Source organism: Microbacterium hydrocarbonoxydans (assembly GCF_000956475.1).
GTDB classification, from domain to species: domain Bacteria; phylum Actinomycetota; class Actinomycetes; order Actinomycetales; family Microbacteriaceae; genus Microbacterium; species Microbacterium hydrocarbonoxydans_A.
The window spans coordinates 39,815-57,333 of sequence record NZ_JYJB01000010.1; the positions used below are offsets into that span (position 1 = coordinate 39,815).

The window sequence follows — 17,519 nt, forward strand, 5'->3', positions numbered from 1 at the left end:
GTCAAGCCCCTTGGTCGTGGCGGTTTCCGTGGGGCACTCTGGAGGCACCACGGAGGAAGGAGAGCATCATGTCCCTGCCAGATGACCGACTCGACGACCTGAAGCCCCTCGCAGACCTGGCCGAGCAGGACCGCCCGGAGCTCGAGGAACCGGACGACCCTGAGCGCACGGTCGCTTCGGACCCCGGAGCTGAGGTCTCGGAGGCGGATGCCGCGGACGCCGCCGACCAGCGCGAAGAGGTTCCGCTGGACGACGACGAGATCCGCGAGTGACCTCGGATCACTCTTCGGGCCACCTCAGCACCGCGACGGGCTCGCGAGGACTCCGGTCCTCGCGAGCCTCGGCCTCGCCCTGATCGTCTTCGGCCACGACGACCTCGGCACCCGTCAGCAGGGCGGCGCGAGCAAGCGCTTCCGCCTCGGGGAGATGATCGACGATCTGCGCGTCGAGGGCGTCCTGCGCGTCGAAGGCGACCCAGGGGGCTCTGTCGAGCGCTTCCAGAGTGCGCTCGGAATCCTGCATCCGCCCATCCAGGAGGAGCCGGTCCACCCTGGCCTCGCGAAGCGCCTCGACCACAGGGCCGACCCCGCGGGCACCCGAGCGTCCGGATCTCTCTGAGGCGACAGCGTCGATCTCGTCCTCGGACTGCTGCAGCCGGTCGTGGATCGCATTCTGGATCGCGCTGTCCAGCGCCTCCCGGTCCGCACCGCGAGCGTGCGTATGCGCGTCCACGACGATGGCGAGCTTTCTCGCCGCCGATCCCAGCTGGTCCACGAGCAGCTGGCGCGCGCGGATGTCGCCCGAGATCACGATGAAGCTCGGCGAGTGCTGCCGAGTGAGTGAGTCGACGAGCTCGGCGACCTCGGCCTCGTTCTGCTTCCAGATCTCCTCCGAGCTGCGCTGATAGTTCGCCTGCGACCAGCCGCCCACGCTCACCTTGGGCAGCGCGTCGGTGCGGCCCTCGACGGTCTGCGCCCATTCGGGTTCGCGACCTGCGCGCTCGACGCGCACCTCAGCACTGCCACGTCCGGTCTCGACCACCAGATACAGGATGCTGTCGACGCGGTCTCTCAGCAGGGGGAGGACCGGCGGGAACGTGGAGTGCCCGAGGATCTCAGGGCCGGAGCGGGGGCCGGGGAGGGCTTCGTCGAGGATGACCTCTCCGTTCTCCGCCAGAACGTACCGCGCCGAGGGCGCGGGGAGGCCGGGCTCGCGCTCGAGAGCAGCCTCGACCGCCTGGGCATCGACGTCGGGAGCTCCGGCCTCGCGCAGACGCCGGGTCACCGCATCCCGGCGCTGCTCCTCGACGACCTGCGGGCCCGGCCCACGGCCGTCGACGTAGGCATAGGTGACCTTGTGCGGTCGCTCCAGCAGGGCAGTGATCTCTTCGCGGACGATCATGATTCCTCCTCCTCGCCGTCGTCCTCCTCGTCCTGGTCATGGCGGAACGCGCGCTCGACCTCCGCGCCGTCGGTGTCGTCGGGGAGCGGCTCGCTCTCGGAACGGCTCGGCGTGAGGGGCTCCGTGCCCCTGAACCATCCCGCGGGTCTCCTGCTCCATCTGTTCGTCGAGGCGCGGACCGTGCTTGGTGTTCCCGCGCTGCATGTCGCTCATGTCGCATCCTTCCTCGATCGTCGTCCTTCGACGCTACGTCGGGCCCAGGGCGAGCGCGCCGGGGTTGACGCATGCGGATGCGATCGCTATCGCCGGATGCACGGGAGGCGGTTCGGTTGCCCTCCCGAGTCATCCGCTCCCCAGCTGGATACCCCGAGAGGGCTCACCGCCCTTCCCGGACGGCAGGGGGAGGGCGGCGAAGAAATCGCGGCTCTCAATGGCTGATCTCCCCAGTGTCAGCCGGTAGCCCCCGCTACTCATACCAGAGTATCCCTGTTTTGTCATGTCCGCCATTTGGGGGACAAAGAAATATACGAAAGTTGAGGATTCGCGGCCGGGGTTGCCCCTCCGACGGGGAACCATAGAGTGGACCCATGGACAGGACGCTCGTGCTGAACATGCAACTCGCCATCGCGCGAGGGCATCGGGTCGAGGTGTCTGAGCGGGTCGTCGACGGCGGAGAGACCGCTGTCCTCTCGATCCTGGATCTCGACACCGGCATCCGCTATCGCCGCGCCGAACCGCTGCGGGGAGAGCTCGTCCTCTGGACGGGGCGGATTCTGGAGTGCACCGTGGTGATGGGCGGGGCGGGAACGCACACCGAACTCGTGCTGGCCCCGGAGGCTTCGGGCGGCACGGGAGCGAGAACGGCGCTGCACGAGGCGGATGCGGCAGCCGTTGCGGCCAAGGCGGAGGCGGAGCGCTGGGGCGGGACGGACAGAGCGCCGCAGGAGCCGGTCGAGCGGATCTGGTGAGACCGTGCCCGGCTGTGCCCGCCATCAACGGAAATCCCTCGAGCGATGGGCGAAGCCGGTGCGCAGATCCTCGAAGGCGTCGGCCAGAACATTCACCACGCCCTCTTCGGACCGTTCCAGGATGCCGCGGATGATGAGCGCCGGAGAATCGCGAGCGACGCGGCGGTAGCGGCCCCAGACTCCGGCCGAGCAGACGACGTTGACCAGGCCCGTCTCGTCTTCGAGGTTGAGGAAGGTGATGCCGGCCGCAGTCGCCGGTCGCTGCCGGTGCGTGACGAGGCCGGCGACCTCGATGCGCCGCCCGACCTCGTGCTCCTGCAGCTCTGCGGACGTGAGCACCCCGCGCTCCCGCAGTCGCGGGCGGAAGTGGGCGAGCGGGTGATCGTCGGTGGATACCCCCGTCGACCAGAGATCCGCAGAGAGCTGCTCGTAGCTGGACTGATCCGCGAACAGCGGGGGCTGCACGGCGACGACGGTGCCGGGGAGGTATCGCGCGCGGTCCTCAGCCGCGGCGCCCGCGAGCCAGATCGCCTCGCGCCGCTGCAGGCCGAGGCAGTCGAAGGCCCCGGCGGTGGCGAGCGACTCCAGCTGCGCGGCCGTGGCATCCGTCCGCCTGACCAGATCGCCCAGGTCGCGATAGCGGCCGTTCGCCTCGCGCTCGGCGACGATCCGCTCGGCAAGCTGCTGACCGATGCCGCGTACACCGCCGAGTCCGAGACGCACGGCGAAACCGCCGTCTCGGCGATGAGCACCCGACTCGTCGGGCAGTGAACGGTCGAAGCGCGCGGCCGGCGGCTGCGGGTCGTGCAGGCAGGAATAGAGCCAGGGGCCCGATGGGCCGGTTCGCTCGAGGATCTCGGTGGCGCCGGATGCATGCAGATCGGGGCGCAGCACCTCGACGCCGTGCCTGCGCGCATCCGCCGTCAGGGTCGACGCCGAGTAGAAGCCCATCGGCTGCGAGCGCAGGAGGCCCGCGAGGAATGCAGCGGGATAGTGCAGCTTCAGCCACGAGCTGGCGTACACGAGCAGCGCGAACGACAGCGAGTGCGACTCCGCGAACCCGAAGTTCGAGAACGCCTGGATCTGCGCGTAGATGCGGTCGGACTGGTCTTCCGACAGACCCCGCCTCTTCATCCCCGCGTACAGCTTGTCCTTCACCCGCTCGATCTTCTCCAGCCCGCGCTTGGAGCCCATCGCGCGGCGCAGCAGATCGGCCTCGTCGGCAGTGCAGTCCCCGATGGCCGTCGCCATCTGGATCAGCTGCTCCTGGAAGATGGGGATGCCGAGCGTCCGCTCCAGGATCGGCTTCAGATCGTCGTGCGGATAGAGGATCGGGAAATCCACGGGCTGCTCGCCGCGAGCGATCCGCTCCCGGTTCTCCTCGTCGACCTGATCTTTCGCCATCTTGCGGCGGACGAACGGGTGCACGGCTCCGCCCTGGATGGGACCGGGACGGATGAGCGCGATCTGGATCGCGAGATCGTAGAAGCATCGGGGCTGCAGCCGGGGGAGCAGTCCGATCTGCGCGCGCGATTCGACCTGGAACACCCCGATCGAATCCGCCCGGCAGAGCATGTCGTAGACCGCGGGTTCCTCCTTCGGGATGGTCTCCAGTGCCCAGTCCTCGCCCGTGGCGCCGCGGACCAGGTCGAAGCAGTGCCGCAGCGCCGCCAGCATCCCCAGCCCCAGCAGATCGAACTTGACCAGCCCCATGGATGCCGCGTCGTCCTTGTCCCACTGGATGATCGTGCGGTTCTCCATGCGCGCGTGCTCGACCGGCACCACCTCTCCGACCGGACGGGCGGTGAGCACCATGCCGCCGGAGTGGATGCCGAGGTGGCGGGGAGCCTTCAGCAGCTCACCCGCGTACTCGAGCACGTTCTCGGGGATGTCATGGTCTTCAGACACCTCGAGACCGGCCGACCAGCCGTCGACCTGACGCGACCAGGAGTCCTGCTGACCGGGGGAGTAGCCGAGAGCCCTCGCCATGTCGCGCACCGCGTTCTTGGGGCGGTACTGGATGACGTTCGCGACCTGCGCCGCCCGCTCTCTGCCGTACTGCTCGTAGGTCCACTGGATCATCTCCTCACGGCGGCTGGAGTCGAAGTCCACGTCGATGTCGGGCTCCTCCTGCCGGGTGGTGGCGAGGAAGCGCTCGAAGGGGAGGTTGTAGAGGATGGGATCGACCGCGGTGATCCCCAGCAGATAGCACACCGCGCTCGCCGCGGCCGAGCCCCGGCCCTGGCACAGGATGCCGCGATCCTTCGCCTCCGTGACGATGCCGTGCACGATGAGGAAGTAGCCGGGGAAGTCCTTCTCCTCGATCACATCGAGCTCGCGGGCGATGCGCCTTCGGCCCTCGTCGTCGATCCGCGGATACTTCGCCGGCACCGCCTCCCACACCAGATGACGCAGCCAGCTCATCGGCGTGTGGCCCTCGGGCACGTCCTGCCTTGGCAGGGCCGGTTTTGCCTGGATCAGCGGGAAGGCGGATGCCGCGGCCAGCTCGAGGCCGTAGGAGATCGCCCCCGGGTAGCGGCGGAAGCGGGCCGTCATCTCCGCGCCGCTGCGCAGGTGCGCGCCGCCGTGCGCCGGCAGCCAGCCGTCGAGCTCGTCCATGCTGCGCACGGCCCGCACCGCGGCCACTGCTTCGGCGAGGCCCGCCCGCTCAGGCGTGGCGTAGTGCACGTTGTTCGTGGCCAGCACGGGCAGCCGCAGCCGCCGGGCGAGATCGGCGAGCTCGTCGTTGCGCCTGGTGTCCAGCGGGTCGCCGTGGTCGAAGAGCTCCACGGCGATGCGATCGCGGCCGAACAGGTCGATCAGGCGGCGCAGGGGGGTCGCGGCGTCTCCGTTCTCGAGACCGCGCCGCACGGCGCCTTTGCGGCATCCGGTGAGGATCGTCCAGTGCCCGCCGGCGCTCGCCGCGAGCTCGTCGATGTCGTAGACCGGTCGCCCCTTCTCACCGCCGCGCAGCTGCGCGGTCGTGATCGCGCCGGAGAGACGGTGATACCCCTCGAGGCCGTCGGCGAGGACGAGCAGATGCTCGCCGATCGGATCGGCTGCTCCTCGCTGCGGGGCGTCGAGACCCAGCGAGAGCTCGGCGCCGTACACGGTCTGCACCGACGCCTCCATCATGCCGGCGACCTCGGCGAACCTGGCGGCCCCGTAGAAGCCGTCGTGGTCGGTGAGAGCCAGGGCCGAGAGACCCAGCCGCTCGGCCTCGACGAGCAGCTCCTGCGGAGAGGAGGCCCCGTCGAGGAAGGAGTACGAGGAGTGCGCGTGCAGTTCGGCATAGGGCACCGCGTCGACGGGGCGCTCGATCGGGGGAGGAGGGGTGTGGTCGCGCTTGCGGCTGACCGGCCCCGGGTCGGTCCGCGGGCTGCGCGGTTCGGCGCTCGGCGGCTCGTCGCCGCTGAGGGTTCGCTCGATCTCGCTCCAGGTGAGCGGCGGGTTGTGCCAGCCCATCAGCGGTACCTCCCCTCGGCCCACCAGCGACCGCCCGCGCAGAACACCAGCCAGGCGCGCTCCCGGTCGTCGACGATCTGCAGTCGATGCCCCTTCTTGCCGCCGTCAGCCGCCCATCGCCGTTCGGCGATCGGCCATGGGCCCGCCCACGCCTGCACTCGGGCCCCGTCTATGCGCGCGGGCGCGGCGGAGAGGGAGCCCCGGCCGTCGATGCCGACGCTCTCACCCGCAGCCGATTCCACACCGATGGGCCGAGGCGGGAGGAACACCTCTGCCGGCACCGGATCGGGAAGACTCCCGGGCCATGGGCGCACCGGGTCGCGAGGCGCGACGGCACGCTCGCCCCAGGGCGTGAGCACCTGACGGTCGGCGAGCCAGCGCCCGCCCGCGATCGCGGCGGTGACCACGCCCTCATGCCCCAGCATGGTCTGCACGCGGGAGACCGCGTGATGCAGGCGCTCGTCGGTGGCCGAGCCGAACAGTCCTGGCTGATGATGCGCCGCGTCGTCGACCGCGGTCGGAACGATGCGCACCGCCACGATGCCGCCGAACGCCCTGGCCTCGTCGACGGGCGCCTTCGCGGACTCCGCTGCCAGCGCCTCGAGCTGCCAGCGCACGCGGTCGACGAGATCGGCGGCATCGAAGCAGGTCGGATGCAGCCACGACCGTGAGTACACCTGTCCGTTGTCGTCGGTCAGATCGATGCGCACCTCGGTGCACACGACGCCGGCGGCATCGAGGGCGAGGAGCACGGCATCCGCGGTCTGCCTCACCGCGAAGGCGACCTGATCGGCACCGGCCAGGGCGGGCTCGAACTCCACGGCGCGCACGAGCTCGGGGTCGGGGGGTCTCGGGGCGGGCACCCGGGAGTCGGCGCCGGCTGCCAGAGCGTGCAGACGTGCCCCGCGCTCGCCGAAGCGATCGCGCACCTCGATGGCATCCAGCGCGGCGAACGCGCCGAGGGTGCGCACACCCAGGCGGGTCAGCAGACCTGCGAGCTGCTCGTCGCGGAGCGCCTGCACGGGGAGGGGAGCGAGGAACTCCGCTGAGCGCCCCGCAGGCACGACCGTGCACGGCTCGGACCCGTGCGCGGCGAGCTCAGCAGTGAACGGCCCGTCGGCCACGCCGATCCGGGCCTCGGCGTAGCCGGCCTCGGTGATGATGCCGAGCAGCGCGCTCGCCGCCTCGGCTTCGCCGCCGTGGTAGCGGGCGAGGCCTCTGGCGCGGATGACCGCGAGTCCCGGGCGCAGCAGCGTCGCCCCTGGTGCATGGCGCTCGATGAGTCGCAGCACGGGGAGGAACACGCGGTCGTCTTTCGCCGGATCGTGGAGGAGTACGCGCAGGGCGGCGAGCCGACCCTGCGCCTCGCGGCGACGCTGACCGATGCGCACTCCGTGCTCGCGCGCGGATGCCGTGCATGCCACGACCGCGTTCGCGTGCACGAGGGCCGTGGGCGGGTGCGGCGGCGGTCCGAGAGCGGCGCGCAGCGGCCAGTCGGGGAACCACAGCGCGAAGACGCGGAGCGGGGAGGTCATCCGGCCACCGCCAGGGGGGTGAACCGCGTCGGCAGCTCGGTGACGGTCGCGGGAGTGTCCTGGACGGCCTCGACCGCTCCGTGGCTTCCCGGCAGCCGCACCTGCACGCTCGAAGCGAGCGGGGCTCGTCTGGTCTGCGCGGTCACGGTCGCCGTGCAGTCCTGGAGCAGCCCCCACCCCTCGCCGAGCCCGTGCCAGTGCGGATCGCTCAGGCGGATGCTGCCTTCGCTCTGCGGCCAGGGGCCGATCGCCGCCGACTCGGCGACGAGCAGCGTGGTGCCGCGATCGCGCAGCCGGGCGCTCAGCCGTGAGATGTCGGCGTCGCGGACCCGCGAGCCGGGGTGCACGGCGATCAGCGGGACCACTTCTGCGAGCGCAGAGGTGACAGCCAGCCAGCGCTCTGCAGGATTCGGCACGAGGATCAGCCGATCGAGATCGACGCCGAAGGCGGCGGCGGCTTCGATTCCGAGCGTCGGCATGCCGATCACCGCGCACCAGTGCCCCTTCTGGGATGCCGCGCTGAGCAGCGCGAGGACGAGTGAGGGAGAGGGGGATACCGTGTAGGCGGACCCCGTGAGCAGCCCGTCATCGGGAAGCAGCGAGGAGAAGGCGGTGTCGAGGGGGAGCAGAGGCTGCTCGCTGCGTCGCCGTTGCATGCGACTGATCTCACGGCGCAGCCGCAGCACCTCTCCGGCGCGGACGTCGTCAGGCGCGGAGAGCGAAGCCACGGTGTCGAGCATGTTCCCCATGTCTCCATCTTCGAATCTATGTACTAATAAATCAAGTGGACGTGTTGACGCTATTTCGAACGTCCGACATCGCCCTGGGGAGTTATCCACACCCTCGCTGCAGCGGCATCCGCGGATCTCCTACCCTTCGAGAATGGGTCTGCGCACCGTCCTCGTCGTCCTCGTGCATGCGGGGCTGATCGGCATCGGCGTGTGGCTCCTGGTGATCGACATCCGCACACACCGGCTGCCCAATCGCATCGTGCTGCCGACCCTCCTCGCCGTGGTGCTGCTGGCCGTGCTCGACGCCGTGGCGATGGGAGAGAGCGGCGCGCTCGTCCGTGCGCTGTGGGGACTCGTGATCCTCGGCGGCTTCTACGCTCTGCTCCGCATCGCGAGCCGAGCCGGGATGGGCGGCGGAGACGTCAAGCTCGCAGCCCTCATCGGCGTCGTGCTCGGCTGGCACAGCTGGACCGCGCTCGCCGTCGGCGCGGCATCCGCCTTCGTGCTCGCGGCCCTCTACGCGCTGGCCCTGATCGCACTGCGCAGGGCGACCGGCTCCACGAGGATCGCCTTCGGGCCGTGGATGATCATCGGCGCGGTTCTCGGCGTCGCGATCGCCTGACGTCGGCCATGAGGGCTAATCTGAACCACATGGCACTCGCACGGCTTCACGGCGGCCCGCTGGACGGGCAGATCATCCCCCTCGGCGACGCGGACGACAAGCTGATCGTCCCCTACAGCGAGACGCAGGTGGTGTACAACCGCCGCGGCGAGCCCTCGAACACGGGCGAGAACGACGGCCCCACCGAGGTCGACTACTGGTACGACGAGTCCCTCGAGGACCTCAATCCCGCAGATGACTGAGGCGCCAGACGGCTCAGGGCACTCCCGCACGGTCGAGGTCGAGCGCAAGTACGACGTCGACGCTGCCACTCCGTTGCCGCAGTGGCAGGGGATCCCCGGCGTCGACGCGGTGAGCGACGCAGAGGTGCGCGAGCTCGACGCCCGCTACCTCGACACCGCGGATGCCGCGCTCTCCCGCGCCGGCGTAGCCCTGCGCCGGCGCACAGGAGGCCCCGACGCCGGCTGGCACATCAAGGGACCGCGTGAGGGCGACGGCCGGCTCGAGATCGGCTGGCCGCTGGGCGACGATGAGAGCATTCCGGATGCCGTCTCTGAAGTGCTCTCCCGCTGGACGACGGAGGAGCTGACTCCGCTCGCCCGCATCGAGAACACCCGCACCGCGTATCTGCTCACAGGTCCCGACGGCGTGGTGGCGGAGTTCGTCGACGATCGAGTCCGCGCCACCGACCTCCGCGCGGGCATCGAGCGCGAATGGCGGGAGTGGGAGCTCGAACTCGGACCCGCGGCCCCCGCCGACGAGGCGGGCCGCGCCGAACTGTTCGCCGCAGCGGAGCGCGTGATCTTCGCCGCAGGGGCGCGGGACGCGGCATCCGGCTCCAAGCTCGCCCGCGCACTCGGATACTGAGCCGGAGCGCAACCCCTTTCGCGAAATCGGCGGTGCATGCTTGAGTGACAGCATGCACCCACCTGTCAGGCTCCGTTCGCTGCACACGATCGTCCCCGACACCGTCCTCCTGCAGGACGAGGTGCGAGACGTCTTCGCCGCGCAGCCCGACATCGGGCGGCTGGCGCGGCGCATCGTCGGCGCGTCGTTCAACGGCTCCGGCATCGACTCGCGGCATACCGTGATCGACGAGCTCTCCTTCGACGTCGAGGTCGAGGAGCCGGTGTTCTTCGACAGGGCGACCGGGGCGCTGCTCTCCCCGGGGACGAAGACCCGCAACGAGGTCTACGTCCGCGAGGCGAGCCGCTTGTTCGTCGAAGCGGCGAGGGGCTCGATCGACGCCGATCCCGATATCAGCGCGTCCGACATCACGCACGTCATCACGGTCTCCTGCACGGGATTCCACGCGCCGGGCCCGGAGTACGAGATCGTCAGAGCGCTCGGGCTCGCCGATTCGGTGCAGCGCTATCACCTCGGCTTCATGGGCTGCTACGCCTCCATGCCCGCGCTGCGCGCCGCGCGCCAGTTCTGCGCCGCCGATCCCGAGGCCGTCGTCCTGGTGGTGAGCGTCGAGCTGTGCACCCTGCACCTGCGCTCCTCGGAGGACCCCGACACGATCGTGGCCTCTTCGCTGTTCGCCGACGGCGCCGCTGCGGGCATCGTCACCGCCCGCGACCTCCCAGCGTCCACCAGGGCGCTCAGGCTCGACCGGTTCCACACGGCCATCGCCCCGGAGGGCGAGAAGGACATGGCCTGGACCATCGGCGACAGCGGCTTCGAGATGATCCTCTCCACGGCTGTTCCGCAGATCATCGGCGAGACGATCATCGGGGCGCTGCGACCGCTCTACGCGGGGGAGCAGGAACTCGCGAACGCCTTCGAGGAGGGTCGGGTCGGCGATCGCGTCGCGCACTGGGCGATCCATCCCGGCGGGCGCAGCATCCTCGACCGCGTGCAGGAGCGCCTGCACCTCAGCGACGAGCAGCTGCACCCGGCCCGCGAGGTGCTGCGCGTGAACGGCAACATGTCGAGCGCGACGATCCTCTTCGTGCTGCAGCACATCCTCGAGCAGCAGGACGCACGGCACGGAGATCGTGTCGCCGCCATGGCGTTCGGGCCGGGACTGACGGCCGAGAGCGCGCTGCTGACGGTCGAGGCCGCAGAGGCGAAATGAGTCCCGACCTCTCGGTTCGCGCCGTCGATGCGCGCGAGCTCATGGACGATCCGCACGCGGATCTGCGGATGCTGGAGCGCACCTATCTGCGCTTCGCGCCCGTGAACCGCCTCGTCTCGAGGCCCGGGCTGCTGTACCGCCGCGACATCCGGCCGCGCGGCGCACCTGGCCGCGCCCTGCGCATCCTCGACATCGGAGCAGGAGGCGGCGATCTGTGCCGGCTGCTGGCGAGTCGGCTGCGGCGCGACGGCATCGCCGCCGAGATCACCGCGCTCGACCCCGATGAGCGGGCGATCGCCTGGGCGCGTGCGCATGACGGCGGCGCCGGCATCCGCTACCGTCCCGCCTTCACCTCCGAGCTGGTCGACGCCGGCGAGCGCTTCGACGTGGTCGTGTCGAACCATCTGCTGCATCATCTGTCCCCGCAGGAGCTGCGGACGCTCCTTGACGACAGCCGCCGGCTCGTCGATCAGGGAGGGGCCGTGGTGCACCGCGACATCGCGCGCGGTCGAGCGGCCTACGCCCTTTTCGGCGCGGCGACGTTCCCCTTCGCATCCAACCTCCTCGCCGGTTCCTTCATCCGCGAGGACGGGCTCATCAGCATCCGTCGCTCCTACACCGTGCCGGAGCTGCGCGAGGCCGCCCCTGCCGGCTGGCGGGTGCGCGGCGGCTTCCCGGCGCGGCTCGAGTTGCGGTGGGAGCACGGCGATGCCGCACCATGACGTGGTGATCGTCGGCGCGGGGCCGGTCGGTCTGATGCTGGCCTGTCTGCTCGCGCAGCGGGAGGTCGACGTGGTGGTGTGCGAGCGGCGGCCGGACGCCGACACCAGAAGCCGCGCGATCGGGATCCATCGACCGGGACTCGACGCCCTCGACGCGGCCGGCATCGGAGCGGCGGTGCGGGGCGAGGCTCTGGCTCTCGAGGGCGGGGAGGTGCGCAGCCGGGGACGGATGCTGGCGGAGCTCGACTTCGCGCCGGAGCGGCCGGTGCTCGTGCTTCCGCAGCGGCGGACCGACGATCTGCTCCGGCATCGCCTCGGCGTGCTGGCGCGAGGGGCGCTGCGCCAGGGGCACGTCGTGCGGTCGGTGCGGGACGAGGAGGAGTTCGTGCGCGTGGCGGTGGATGCCGGGCACGGACTGCGCGAGATCACCGGGTCGTTCGCGGTCGTCGCGGACGGCGTGCACAGCGGGATCCGCGAGCAGCTGGGCATCGAGTGGCGCGAGCGCGCAGGAGCCGGCCGCTACTCGATGCTCGATGTTCCCGACGACGCCGAGCGCGCGCGTGCGGTGCTGCACTGCGAACCTGCGGGGCTCGTGGAGTCGTTCCCGATGCCGGGAGCACGCCGGCGCTGGGTCGTGCGCCATGGCGGTGCGCGACCGCTCGACACGGCCACGGCCCTCCGCTCGGAGATCGAGAGGCGCACCGGCATCCGTCCTGCGTTCCCCGACGACCTCGTCCCGGTGGTCTTCGATGTCGCGCAGCACGCGGCCGCCGCCTTCGCCGACGGTCGAATCGTGCTGCTGGGCGATGCCGCGCACGAGGTCAGCCCGATCGGCGGGCAGGGCATGAACCTCGGATGGGCGGATGCCGTGCGCCTCGCGGTCGGCATCATCCGCGGACTCGAGCGCGGGCAGCCGGACTTCCGCAGTTATGCCCGCCGGAGCGCGAGAGCGGCCCGCAGGGCGCAGCGGCGTGCGGCGTTCTACATGTCGATGGGGGCGCCGGCCGCAGGGGCGCCGCTCGTGATGCGCGAGCAGGTGATCCGTGTCCTGGGCTCGAGGCCGCTGCGCGGCTGTGCCTCCGGTCTCATCACCATGCGCGGGGTCTGAGCGGCCGCGCCCGGGAACGCAGAAGCCCCGGATCCGAGGATCCGGGGCTTCTGGCGCGATCACAGGTTGATCATGTGCCCCGCGAGACCGTGGAAGGCCTCCTGCAGAGCCTCGGACAGTGTGGGGTGCGTGTGCACGTTGCGAGCGGCCTCGAGTGCGGTGAGGTCCCACTTCTGAGCGAGGGTCAGCTCGGGCAGGAGCTCGGAGACGTCGGGACCGATCAGGTGCCCGCCGATGAGCTCGAGGTGCTCGGCGTCGGCGATGAGCTTGACGAAGCCGACGGGCTCGCCCAGGCCGTTCGCCTTGCCGTTGGCGCTGAACGGGAACTTCGCGACCTTGATCTCGCGACCCTCGGCGCGGGCCTGCTCCTCGGTGAGGCCGAAGCTCGCGACCTGCGGCTGGCAGAACGTCGCGCGCGGCATCATCCGGTAGTCGCCCAGGGTCATGGTCTCGGCCTTGCCGATGGTCTCGGCGGCCACGACAGCCTGAGCCTCGGCGACATGCGCGAGCTGCAGCTTGGCGGTGACGTCGCCGATCGCGTAGATGCCCTCGACGTTGGTGCGCATGTGGTCGTCGATATCGATCGCACCGCGCTCGGTGAGCGTGACGCCGGTGTTCTCGAGCCCGTAGCCGTTCACGTTGGGTGCGAAGCCCACGGACATGAGGACCTTGTCGGCGGTGATCTCGCCGGGCTGGCCGTCGCGGGTCTCATACGTGACGTGCACGGAGGAGCCGTTGTCGGTGACGGTCTTCACCGCGGTCGAGGTGAGGATGTCGACGCCGAGCTTCTTGTACTGCTTCTGGATCTCCTTCGAGACCTCGACGTCCTCGTTCGGGAGGGCGCGGTCGAGGAACTCGATGATCGTGACCTTCACGCCGTAGTTCGACAGCACATAGCCGAACTCCATGCCGATGGCGCCGGCGCCGACGATGACGATCGACTCGGGCAGGTCGCGGGTCAGGATCTGCTCTTCGTAGGTGACGACGTTGTCGCTGAGCTCGACGCCGGGCAGCAGGCGCACGGTCGAGCCCGTCGCGATGATGGCGTTGTCGAAGGTGACCTCTTCGGTCGTGCCGTCCGACTTCGCGACCGAGATCGCCTTCGGGCCGGTGAAGGTGCCGCGGCCGTCGTACTCGGTGACCTTGTTCTTCTTCATCAGGAAGTGGATGCCCTTGACGTGCGTCTCGGCCACCTTGCGGCTGCGGTCGAAGGCCGCGCCGAAGTCGAAGTGCACATCGCCGGAGATGCCGAAGAACTCGGCCTTGTGCGTGAACGTGTGCGCGATCTCGGCGTTCTTGAGGAGCGACTTGGAGGGGATGCAGCCCACGTTGAGGCAGACACCGCCCCAGTACTTCTCTTCGATGATCGCGGTGGACAGGCCGAGCTGCGCGCTGCGAACCGCAGCGACATATCCGCCAGGACCTGCACCAAGGATGACGACGTCGTAGTGTGGCATGCCTTCAGCCTAGCGCGACGACTGGTCGTCAGACCCTGCGCTGGAGCGGTTTCCACGTCGTGAAAGAAGCAGGATCACGACCGCCGCGACGACGAGTACTCCGACGATGCCGAGCACCCAGAATCCGACGGCGTCGCCCGAGTCCTCGGTCGTCTCCGGCGCGGTGCTCACCGGGGCATCCGGCGTCTGCGCAGGCGTCGCGGTCGGGGCGGTGGACGGCTCGGCGGTCGCGAGCGTGTCGGTCGTGACGGTGAAGGAGAACTCGCCGGACGTCGGGTGGCCGTCGCTCGAGACGATCTTCCACACCACGTGGTACGCGCCGGCAGCGGCCTGAGCCGCGAGGGGCTGCGTGACGATCGCGCCGTTCACGGTTGCCGGTCCGTTCACGACCGAGGTGCCGGAGGCGTCGGTGACGAGCAGCTCGGTCGCACCCTCGCCGGTGATCAGCTTGTCGCTGAAGGTGAGCGTGATCTCCGCGGGCAGGGTCTCGACCGTGCTGTCGGCGGCGGGTGACGAGCTCACCAGCGTGTCGTGGGCCGACGCCGAGAGCGGCGCGAACAGCACGAGGAACGCGGCGAGCAGGCTCACGGCGAGAGCGACGGGGGCGAAAGAGATGCTGCGGGCTGCGGTTTTCACGTGTCCAGCCTATGAATGTCCGGTATGCGGCGGCTGAGTGCGAACCGGCCTCCCGCGAGCGGCTCCGCATCAGTTAGTCTGGACGACCAGGAGGGCACAGTGACAGACAACGACAGCCGACCAGCCGGCGACGCCGCGATCCACCGTTCCGGCGAGCAGAGGCACGACGTGACCCAGACGTTCGGGCACGACTCGGATCTCTCCTTCGTGCCCTTCGGTGTCGAGCTCACAGACGTGGAGCAGAGCGCCATCGCCGCGCTGCCCGCCGGCAGCGCACTGCTGCTGGTCCGCTCCGGCGCACTCGCGGGCGCCCGCTACCTTCTCGACACCGACGTCACCACGGTCGGCCGCCACCCCGAGGCGGACATCTTCTTCGACGACGTGACGGTGTCGCGTCGTCATGCCGAGATCACGCGCAACGGCAGCTCGTTCGAGATCATCGATCAGCGCTCGCTGAACGGCACCTACGTCAACGGCGAGCGGGTCGACCGTGCGCCCATCGTCGACGGCGCCGAGCTGCGCGTCGGCAAGTTCCGGCTGAACTTCTTCGCCTCGCCCCTCGACCGTGCGGCGGCGAACGACTGATGGCGTCCTCTCCCGCCCGCGAACGCAGTGCGTCCGCGGGCCTGCTGAGTATCGGCCAGGTCCTGGCCCGGCTGACGCCGGAGTTCCCGGATCTCACCTCCAGCAAGCTGCGCTTCCTCGAGGTGCAGGGGATCGTCACCCCGTCTCGTACCGAGTCCGGGTACCGCAAGTTCTCGCAGGCCGACATCGAGCGGCTGCGACTGGGTCTCACCCTGCAGCGTGACCACTATCTGCCGCTCAGCGTCATCCGCGAGCAGCTCGATGAGGCGGAGGCATCAGGGGAGTCCGCGGCGATCGTGCCGCCCCCGTCCATCGCGCCCTCGCCTCGCCGGTATCGCCGGGACGAGCTGCTGGCCGCTGCAGGCGCCGGCCCGCAGCTGTTGAACGATGCGATCAGCACGGGCGTGATGGCCGCCCAGGAGACGTACACCGAGGCATCCGTCACGCTGCTGCGCAGTCTTGTCGGCCTCGACCGTCACGGCATCGAGCCCCGGCACCTGCGGTCGCTGCGTCAGGGCGCCGAACGAGAGGTGGCGCTGATCGAGTCCGCGCTGTCGGCGCTGCTGCGCAGGACGGATGCCGCATCGCGCGCGAAGGCGAGCGAGATGGCCCCGGAGCTCGCGGGCAAGATCGACGAAGTGCGCTCGCTCTTCGTCAAAGACGCGCTGGCCCGGCTGCTTTCGTAACGAACTGATTGCGACACACCTTCGGGGTCGCACGGATGTCGTTGCCGGGGTCAGGGCACTGCTCTAGCGTGGAGGTATCAGCTTCCAGGGAGGACTTCAGATGAATGCGGACGAGCGTGCAGGCGACCCGCGGTTCGTGCCGGAACTCCTCTTCACCGACGGGCTCCCGGCGATGGACGACGAGGTCGGCTACCGCGGTGCGGTAGCGGCGCGTGCGGCCGGCATCACGTACCGTCAGCTGGACTACTGGGCCCGCACCGAGCTCGTCGAGCCCACGGTGCGCGGCGCGAGCGGATCCGGATCGCAGCGCCTCTACGGCTTCCGCGACATCCTGGTCCTCAAGCTCGTCAAGAGCCTTCTCGACACGGGCATCTCGCTGCAGCAGATCCGCACCGCCGTCGACGAACTGCGTCGTGCAGGCATCCGCGATCTCGCAGGCACCACGCTCATGAGCGACGGCGCCTCGGTCTACCTGTGCACCTCGAACGACGAGGTCATCGATCTCGTCAGCCGCGGGCAGGGCGTGTTCGGCATCGCGGTCGGCAAGGTCCTCCGCGAGGTGGAGTCGACTCTCGTGCAGTTCGATCCCACGGCTCCCGACCCCGTCGACGAGCTCACCGCACGTCGGGCCAAGCGCTCCGCGTAGTCTCTCCAGACGGAGAACGCCCGCTCGATGAGCGGGCGTTTCGCGTATGAGGCGGGGCGAGCGTCAGGCGCTGCCCTCGGGAACCTGGATGCGGCCGGTGCGGATGATCCTGTCGAGCAGGGAGTCGAAGTCGGCTGCGAGCTCCTGCGCGGAGTCTCCGGGCCAGATGTGCAGCGGCTTCGCAGCGCCCTGGGCCTGCTGCAGCGAGGTGCGCTCCGGCAGCTGCGGCGAGAGCACGAGGGGGCCGAACATGTCGCGCAGCTCCTTGATGCGGAACTGGTGCTCGATGGACTGCGGTCGCACGCGGTTGACGACGATGCCCAGCGGCTGCAGACGGGGGGAGAGACCGCGGCGGATCTCCTCGATCGCACGCAGCGCACGGTCGGCTGCAGCCACGGAGAACAGGCCGGGCTCGGTGACCACCATGACGCGGTCGCTCGCGGCCCATGCGGTGCGGGTGAGGGCGTTCAGAGAGGGAGCGCAGTCGATCAGGACGAGATCGTAATCGGCTTCGACCGCGGCGAGAGCCTCTTCGAGCTTCCAGACGTCGCGGACGCTCGGGTGAGGGCCGTCGAAGTTGATCGCCGAGGGGCTGCCGATCAGGACGTCGATCGTGCCGGGGTGCACCTTCGCCCAGCCGCTGGAGGTGATCGCCTGACGGACGACCTTCTCCTTCGGGTTCGCCAGGACATCGGCGATGTTGAGCCGGCCCGCCACCTGGATGTCCATCCCGGTGGAGACGTCGGACTGCGGGTCGAGGTCGACGACGAGCGTCCGCACACCCCGGGCGAAGGCCGCTGAGGCCAGGCCGAGAGTGACGGTCGTCTTGCCGACGCCCCCCTTGAGAGAGCTGACGCTGAGTACGTGCACGGACTCC

Annotated in this window: 18 protein-coding genes; 11 read left to right on the forward strand and 7 right to left on the reverse strand. The window is 69.9% G+C overall.

All coding sequences use genetic code 11. The features are described from left to right. Positions 1-68 precede the first annotated feature (68 nt). Complete coding sequence (locus tag RS84_RS12725) at positions 69-272, forward strand: hypothetical protein (protein ID WP_045258206.1); 204 nt, start codon at positions 69-71, stop codon at positions 270-272. A gap of 7 nt (positions 273-279) precedes the next feature. Here the strand turns inward: RS84_RS12725 and RS84_RS12730 are convergent, their stop codons facing one another. After that, positions 280-1,401, reverse strand: a complete 1,122-nt coding sequence (locus RS84_RS12730) for a Vms1/Ankzf1 family peptidyl-tRNA hydrolase (RefSeq protein ID WP_045258207.1) — start codon at positions 1,399-1,401, stop codon at positions 280-282. 587 nt (positions 1,402-1,988) lie between these two features. Here RS84_RS12730 and RS84_RS12735 point away from each other — a divergent pair. Next, positions 1,989-2,369 carry a hypothetical protein gene (locus RS84_RS12735; RefSeq protein ID WP_045258208.1) on the forward strand — a complete coding sequence of 127 codons (381 nt, stop codon included), beginning with the start codon at positions 1,989-1,991 and terminating at the stop codon, positions 2,367-2,369. Positions 2,370-2,393: 24 nt separating this feature from the next. Here RS84_RS12735 and RS84_RS12740 read toward each other — a convergent pair whose 3' ends face one another. From RS84_RS12740 to RS84_RS12750, 3 genes are read right to left on the reverse strand one after another with little or no spacing between them, the layout of a single operon-like run. After that, positions 2,394-5,834 (reverse strand): error-prone DNA polymerase, encoded by a 3,441-nt coding sequence (locus RS84_RS12740; protein WP_045258209.1) that lies wholly within the window; start codon positions 5,832-5,834, stop codon positions 2,394-2,396. Next, a complete protein-coding gene (locus RS84_RS12745) occupies positions 5,834-7,369 on the reverse strand; it encodes a DNA polymerase Y family protein (protein WP_045258210.1) in 1,536 nt (511 codons plus the stop codon). Before RS84_RS12745 ends, RS84_RS12740 begins: the two co-directional genes overlap by 1 nt. Then, on the reverse strand, positions 7,366-8,118 hold the full coding sequence (locus RS84_RS12750) for a hypothetical protein (RefSeq protein ID WP_235281491.1): 753 nt from the start codon (positions 8,116-8,118) through the stop codon (positions 7,366-7,368). Before RS84_RS12750 ends, RS84_RS12745 begins: the two co-directional genes overlap by 4 nt. 133 nt (positions 8,119-8,251) lie before the next feature. Here RS84_RS12750 and RS84_RS12755 point away from each other — a divergent pair, with 133 nt between their 5' ends. Genes RS84_RS12755 through RS84_RS12780 form a run of 6 tightly spaced genes read left to right on the forward strand, consistent with a single transcriptional unit; the run spans position 8,252 to position 12,632 of the window. After that, entirely contained in the window at positions 8,252-8,722 is a 471-nt protein-coding gene (locus tag RS84_RS12755; protein WP_045258211.1) for a prepilin peptidase, read from the forward strand. A gap of 29 nt (positions 8,723-8,751) precedes the next feature. Next, entirely contained in the window at positions 8,752-8,964 is a 213-nt protein-coding gene (locus tag RS84_RS12760) for a hypothetical protein (RefSeq protein ID WP_045258212.1), read from the forward strand. Further along, entirely contained in the window at positions 8,957-9,589 is a 633-nt protein-coding gene (locus RS84_RS12765; protein WP_045258213.1) for a CYTH domain-containing protein, read from the forward strand. The genes RS84_RS12760 and RS84_RS12765 overlap by 8 nt, the downstream gene beginning before the upstream one ends. Before the next feature lie 52 nt (positions 9,590-9,641). Next, a complete protein-coding gene (locus RS84_RS12770; RefSeq protein WP_045258214.1) occupies positions 9,642-10,802 on the forward strand; it encodes a type III polyketide synthase in 1,161 nt (386 codons plus the stop codon). Continuing rightward, entirely contained in the window at positions 10,799-11,524 is a 726-nt protein-coding gene (locus RS84_RS12775; RefSeq protein ID WP_045258215.1) for a methyltransferase domain-containing protein, read from the forward strand. Before RS84_RS12770 ends, RS84_RS12775 begins: the two co-directional genes overlap by 4 nt. After that, on the forward strand, positions 11,511-12,632 hold the full coding sequence (locus RS84_RS12780; protein ID WP_045258216.1) for an FAD-dependent oxidoreductase: 1,122 nt from the start codon (positions 11,511-11,513) through the stop codon (positions 12,630-12,632). The genes RS84_RS12775 and RS84_RS12780 overlap by 14 nt, the downstream gene beginning before the upstream one ends. A 59-nt stretch (positions 12,633-12,691) precedes the next feature. Here RS84_RS12780 and lpdA read toward each other — a convergent pair whose 3' ends face one another. After that, complete coding sequence (gene lpdA / locus RS84_RS12785; RefSeq protein WP_045258217.1) at positions 12,692-14,089, reverse strand: dihydrolipoyl dehydrogenase; 1,398 nt, start codon at positions 14,087-14,089, stop codon at positions 12,692-12,694. Positions 14,090-14,098: 9 nt separating this feature from the next. Then, positions 14,099-14,725 carry a copper resistance protein CopC gene (locus RS84_RS12790; RefSeq protein ID WP_045258218.1) on the reverse strand — a complete coding sequence of 209 codons (627 nt, stop codon included), beginning with the start codon at positions 14,723-14,725 and terminating at the stop codon, positions 14,099-14,101. Between the two features lie 99 nt (positions 14,726-14,824). Between RS84_RS12790 and RS84_RS12795 the strand changes: the two genes are divergently transcribed. From RS84_RS12795 to RS84_RS12805, 3 genes are all read left to right on the forward strand, one after another. Then, complete coding sequence (locus RS84_RS12795; RefSeq protein ID WP_045258219.1) at positions 14,825-15,310, forward strand: FHA domain-containing protein; 486 nt, start codon at positions 14,825-14,827, stop codon at positions 15,308-15,310. Continuing rightward, positions 15,310-15,996 carry a MerR family transcriptional regulator gene (locus RS84_RS12800; protein ID WP_045258220.1) on the forward strand — a complete coding sequence of 229 codons (687 nt, stop codon included), beginning with the start codon at positions 15,310-15,312 and terminating at the stop codon, positions 15,994-15,996. Before RS84_RS12795 ends, RS84_RS12800 begins: the two co-directional genes overlap by 1 nt. Before the next feature lie 100 nt (positions 15,997-16,096). Continuing rightward, the gene (locus RS84_RS12805; protein ID WP_045258221.1) at positions 16,097-16,642 is read left to right on the forward strand and encodes a MerR family transcriptional regulator; all 546 of its coding nucleotides are present in this window, start codon (positions 16,097-16,099) and stop codon (positions 16,640-16,642) included. Positions 16,643-16,705: 63 nt separating this feature from the next. Here the strand turns inward: RS84_RS12805 and RS84_RS12810 are convergent, their stop codons facing one another. Further along, positions 16,706-17,512, reverse strand: a complete 807-nt coding sequence (locus RS84_RS12810; RefSeq protein WP_045259171.1) for a ParA family protein — start codon at positions 17,510-17,512, stop codon at positions 16,706-16,708. Positions 17,513-17,519: the final 7 nt, after the last annotated feature.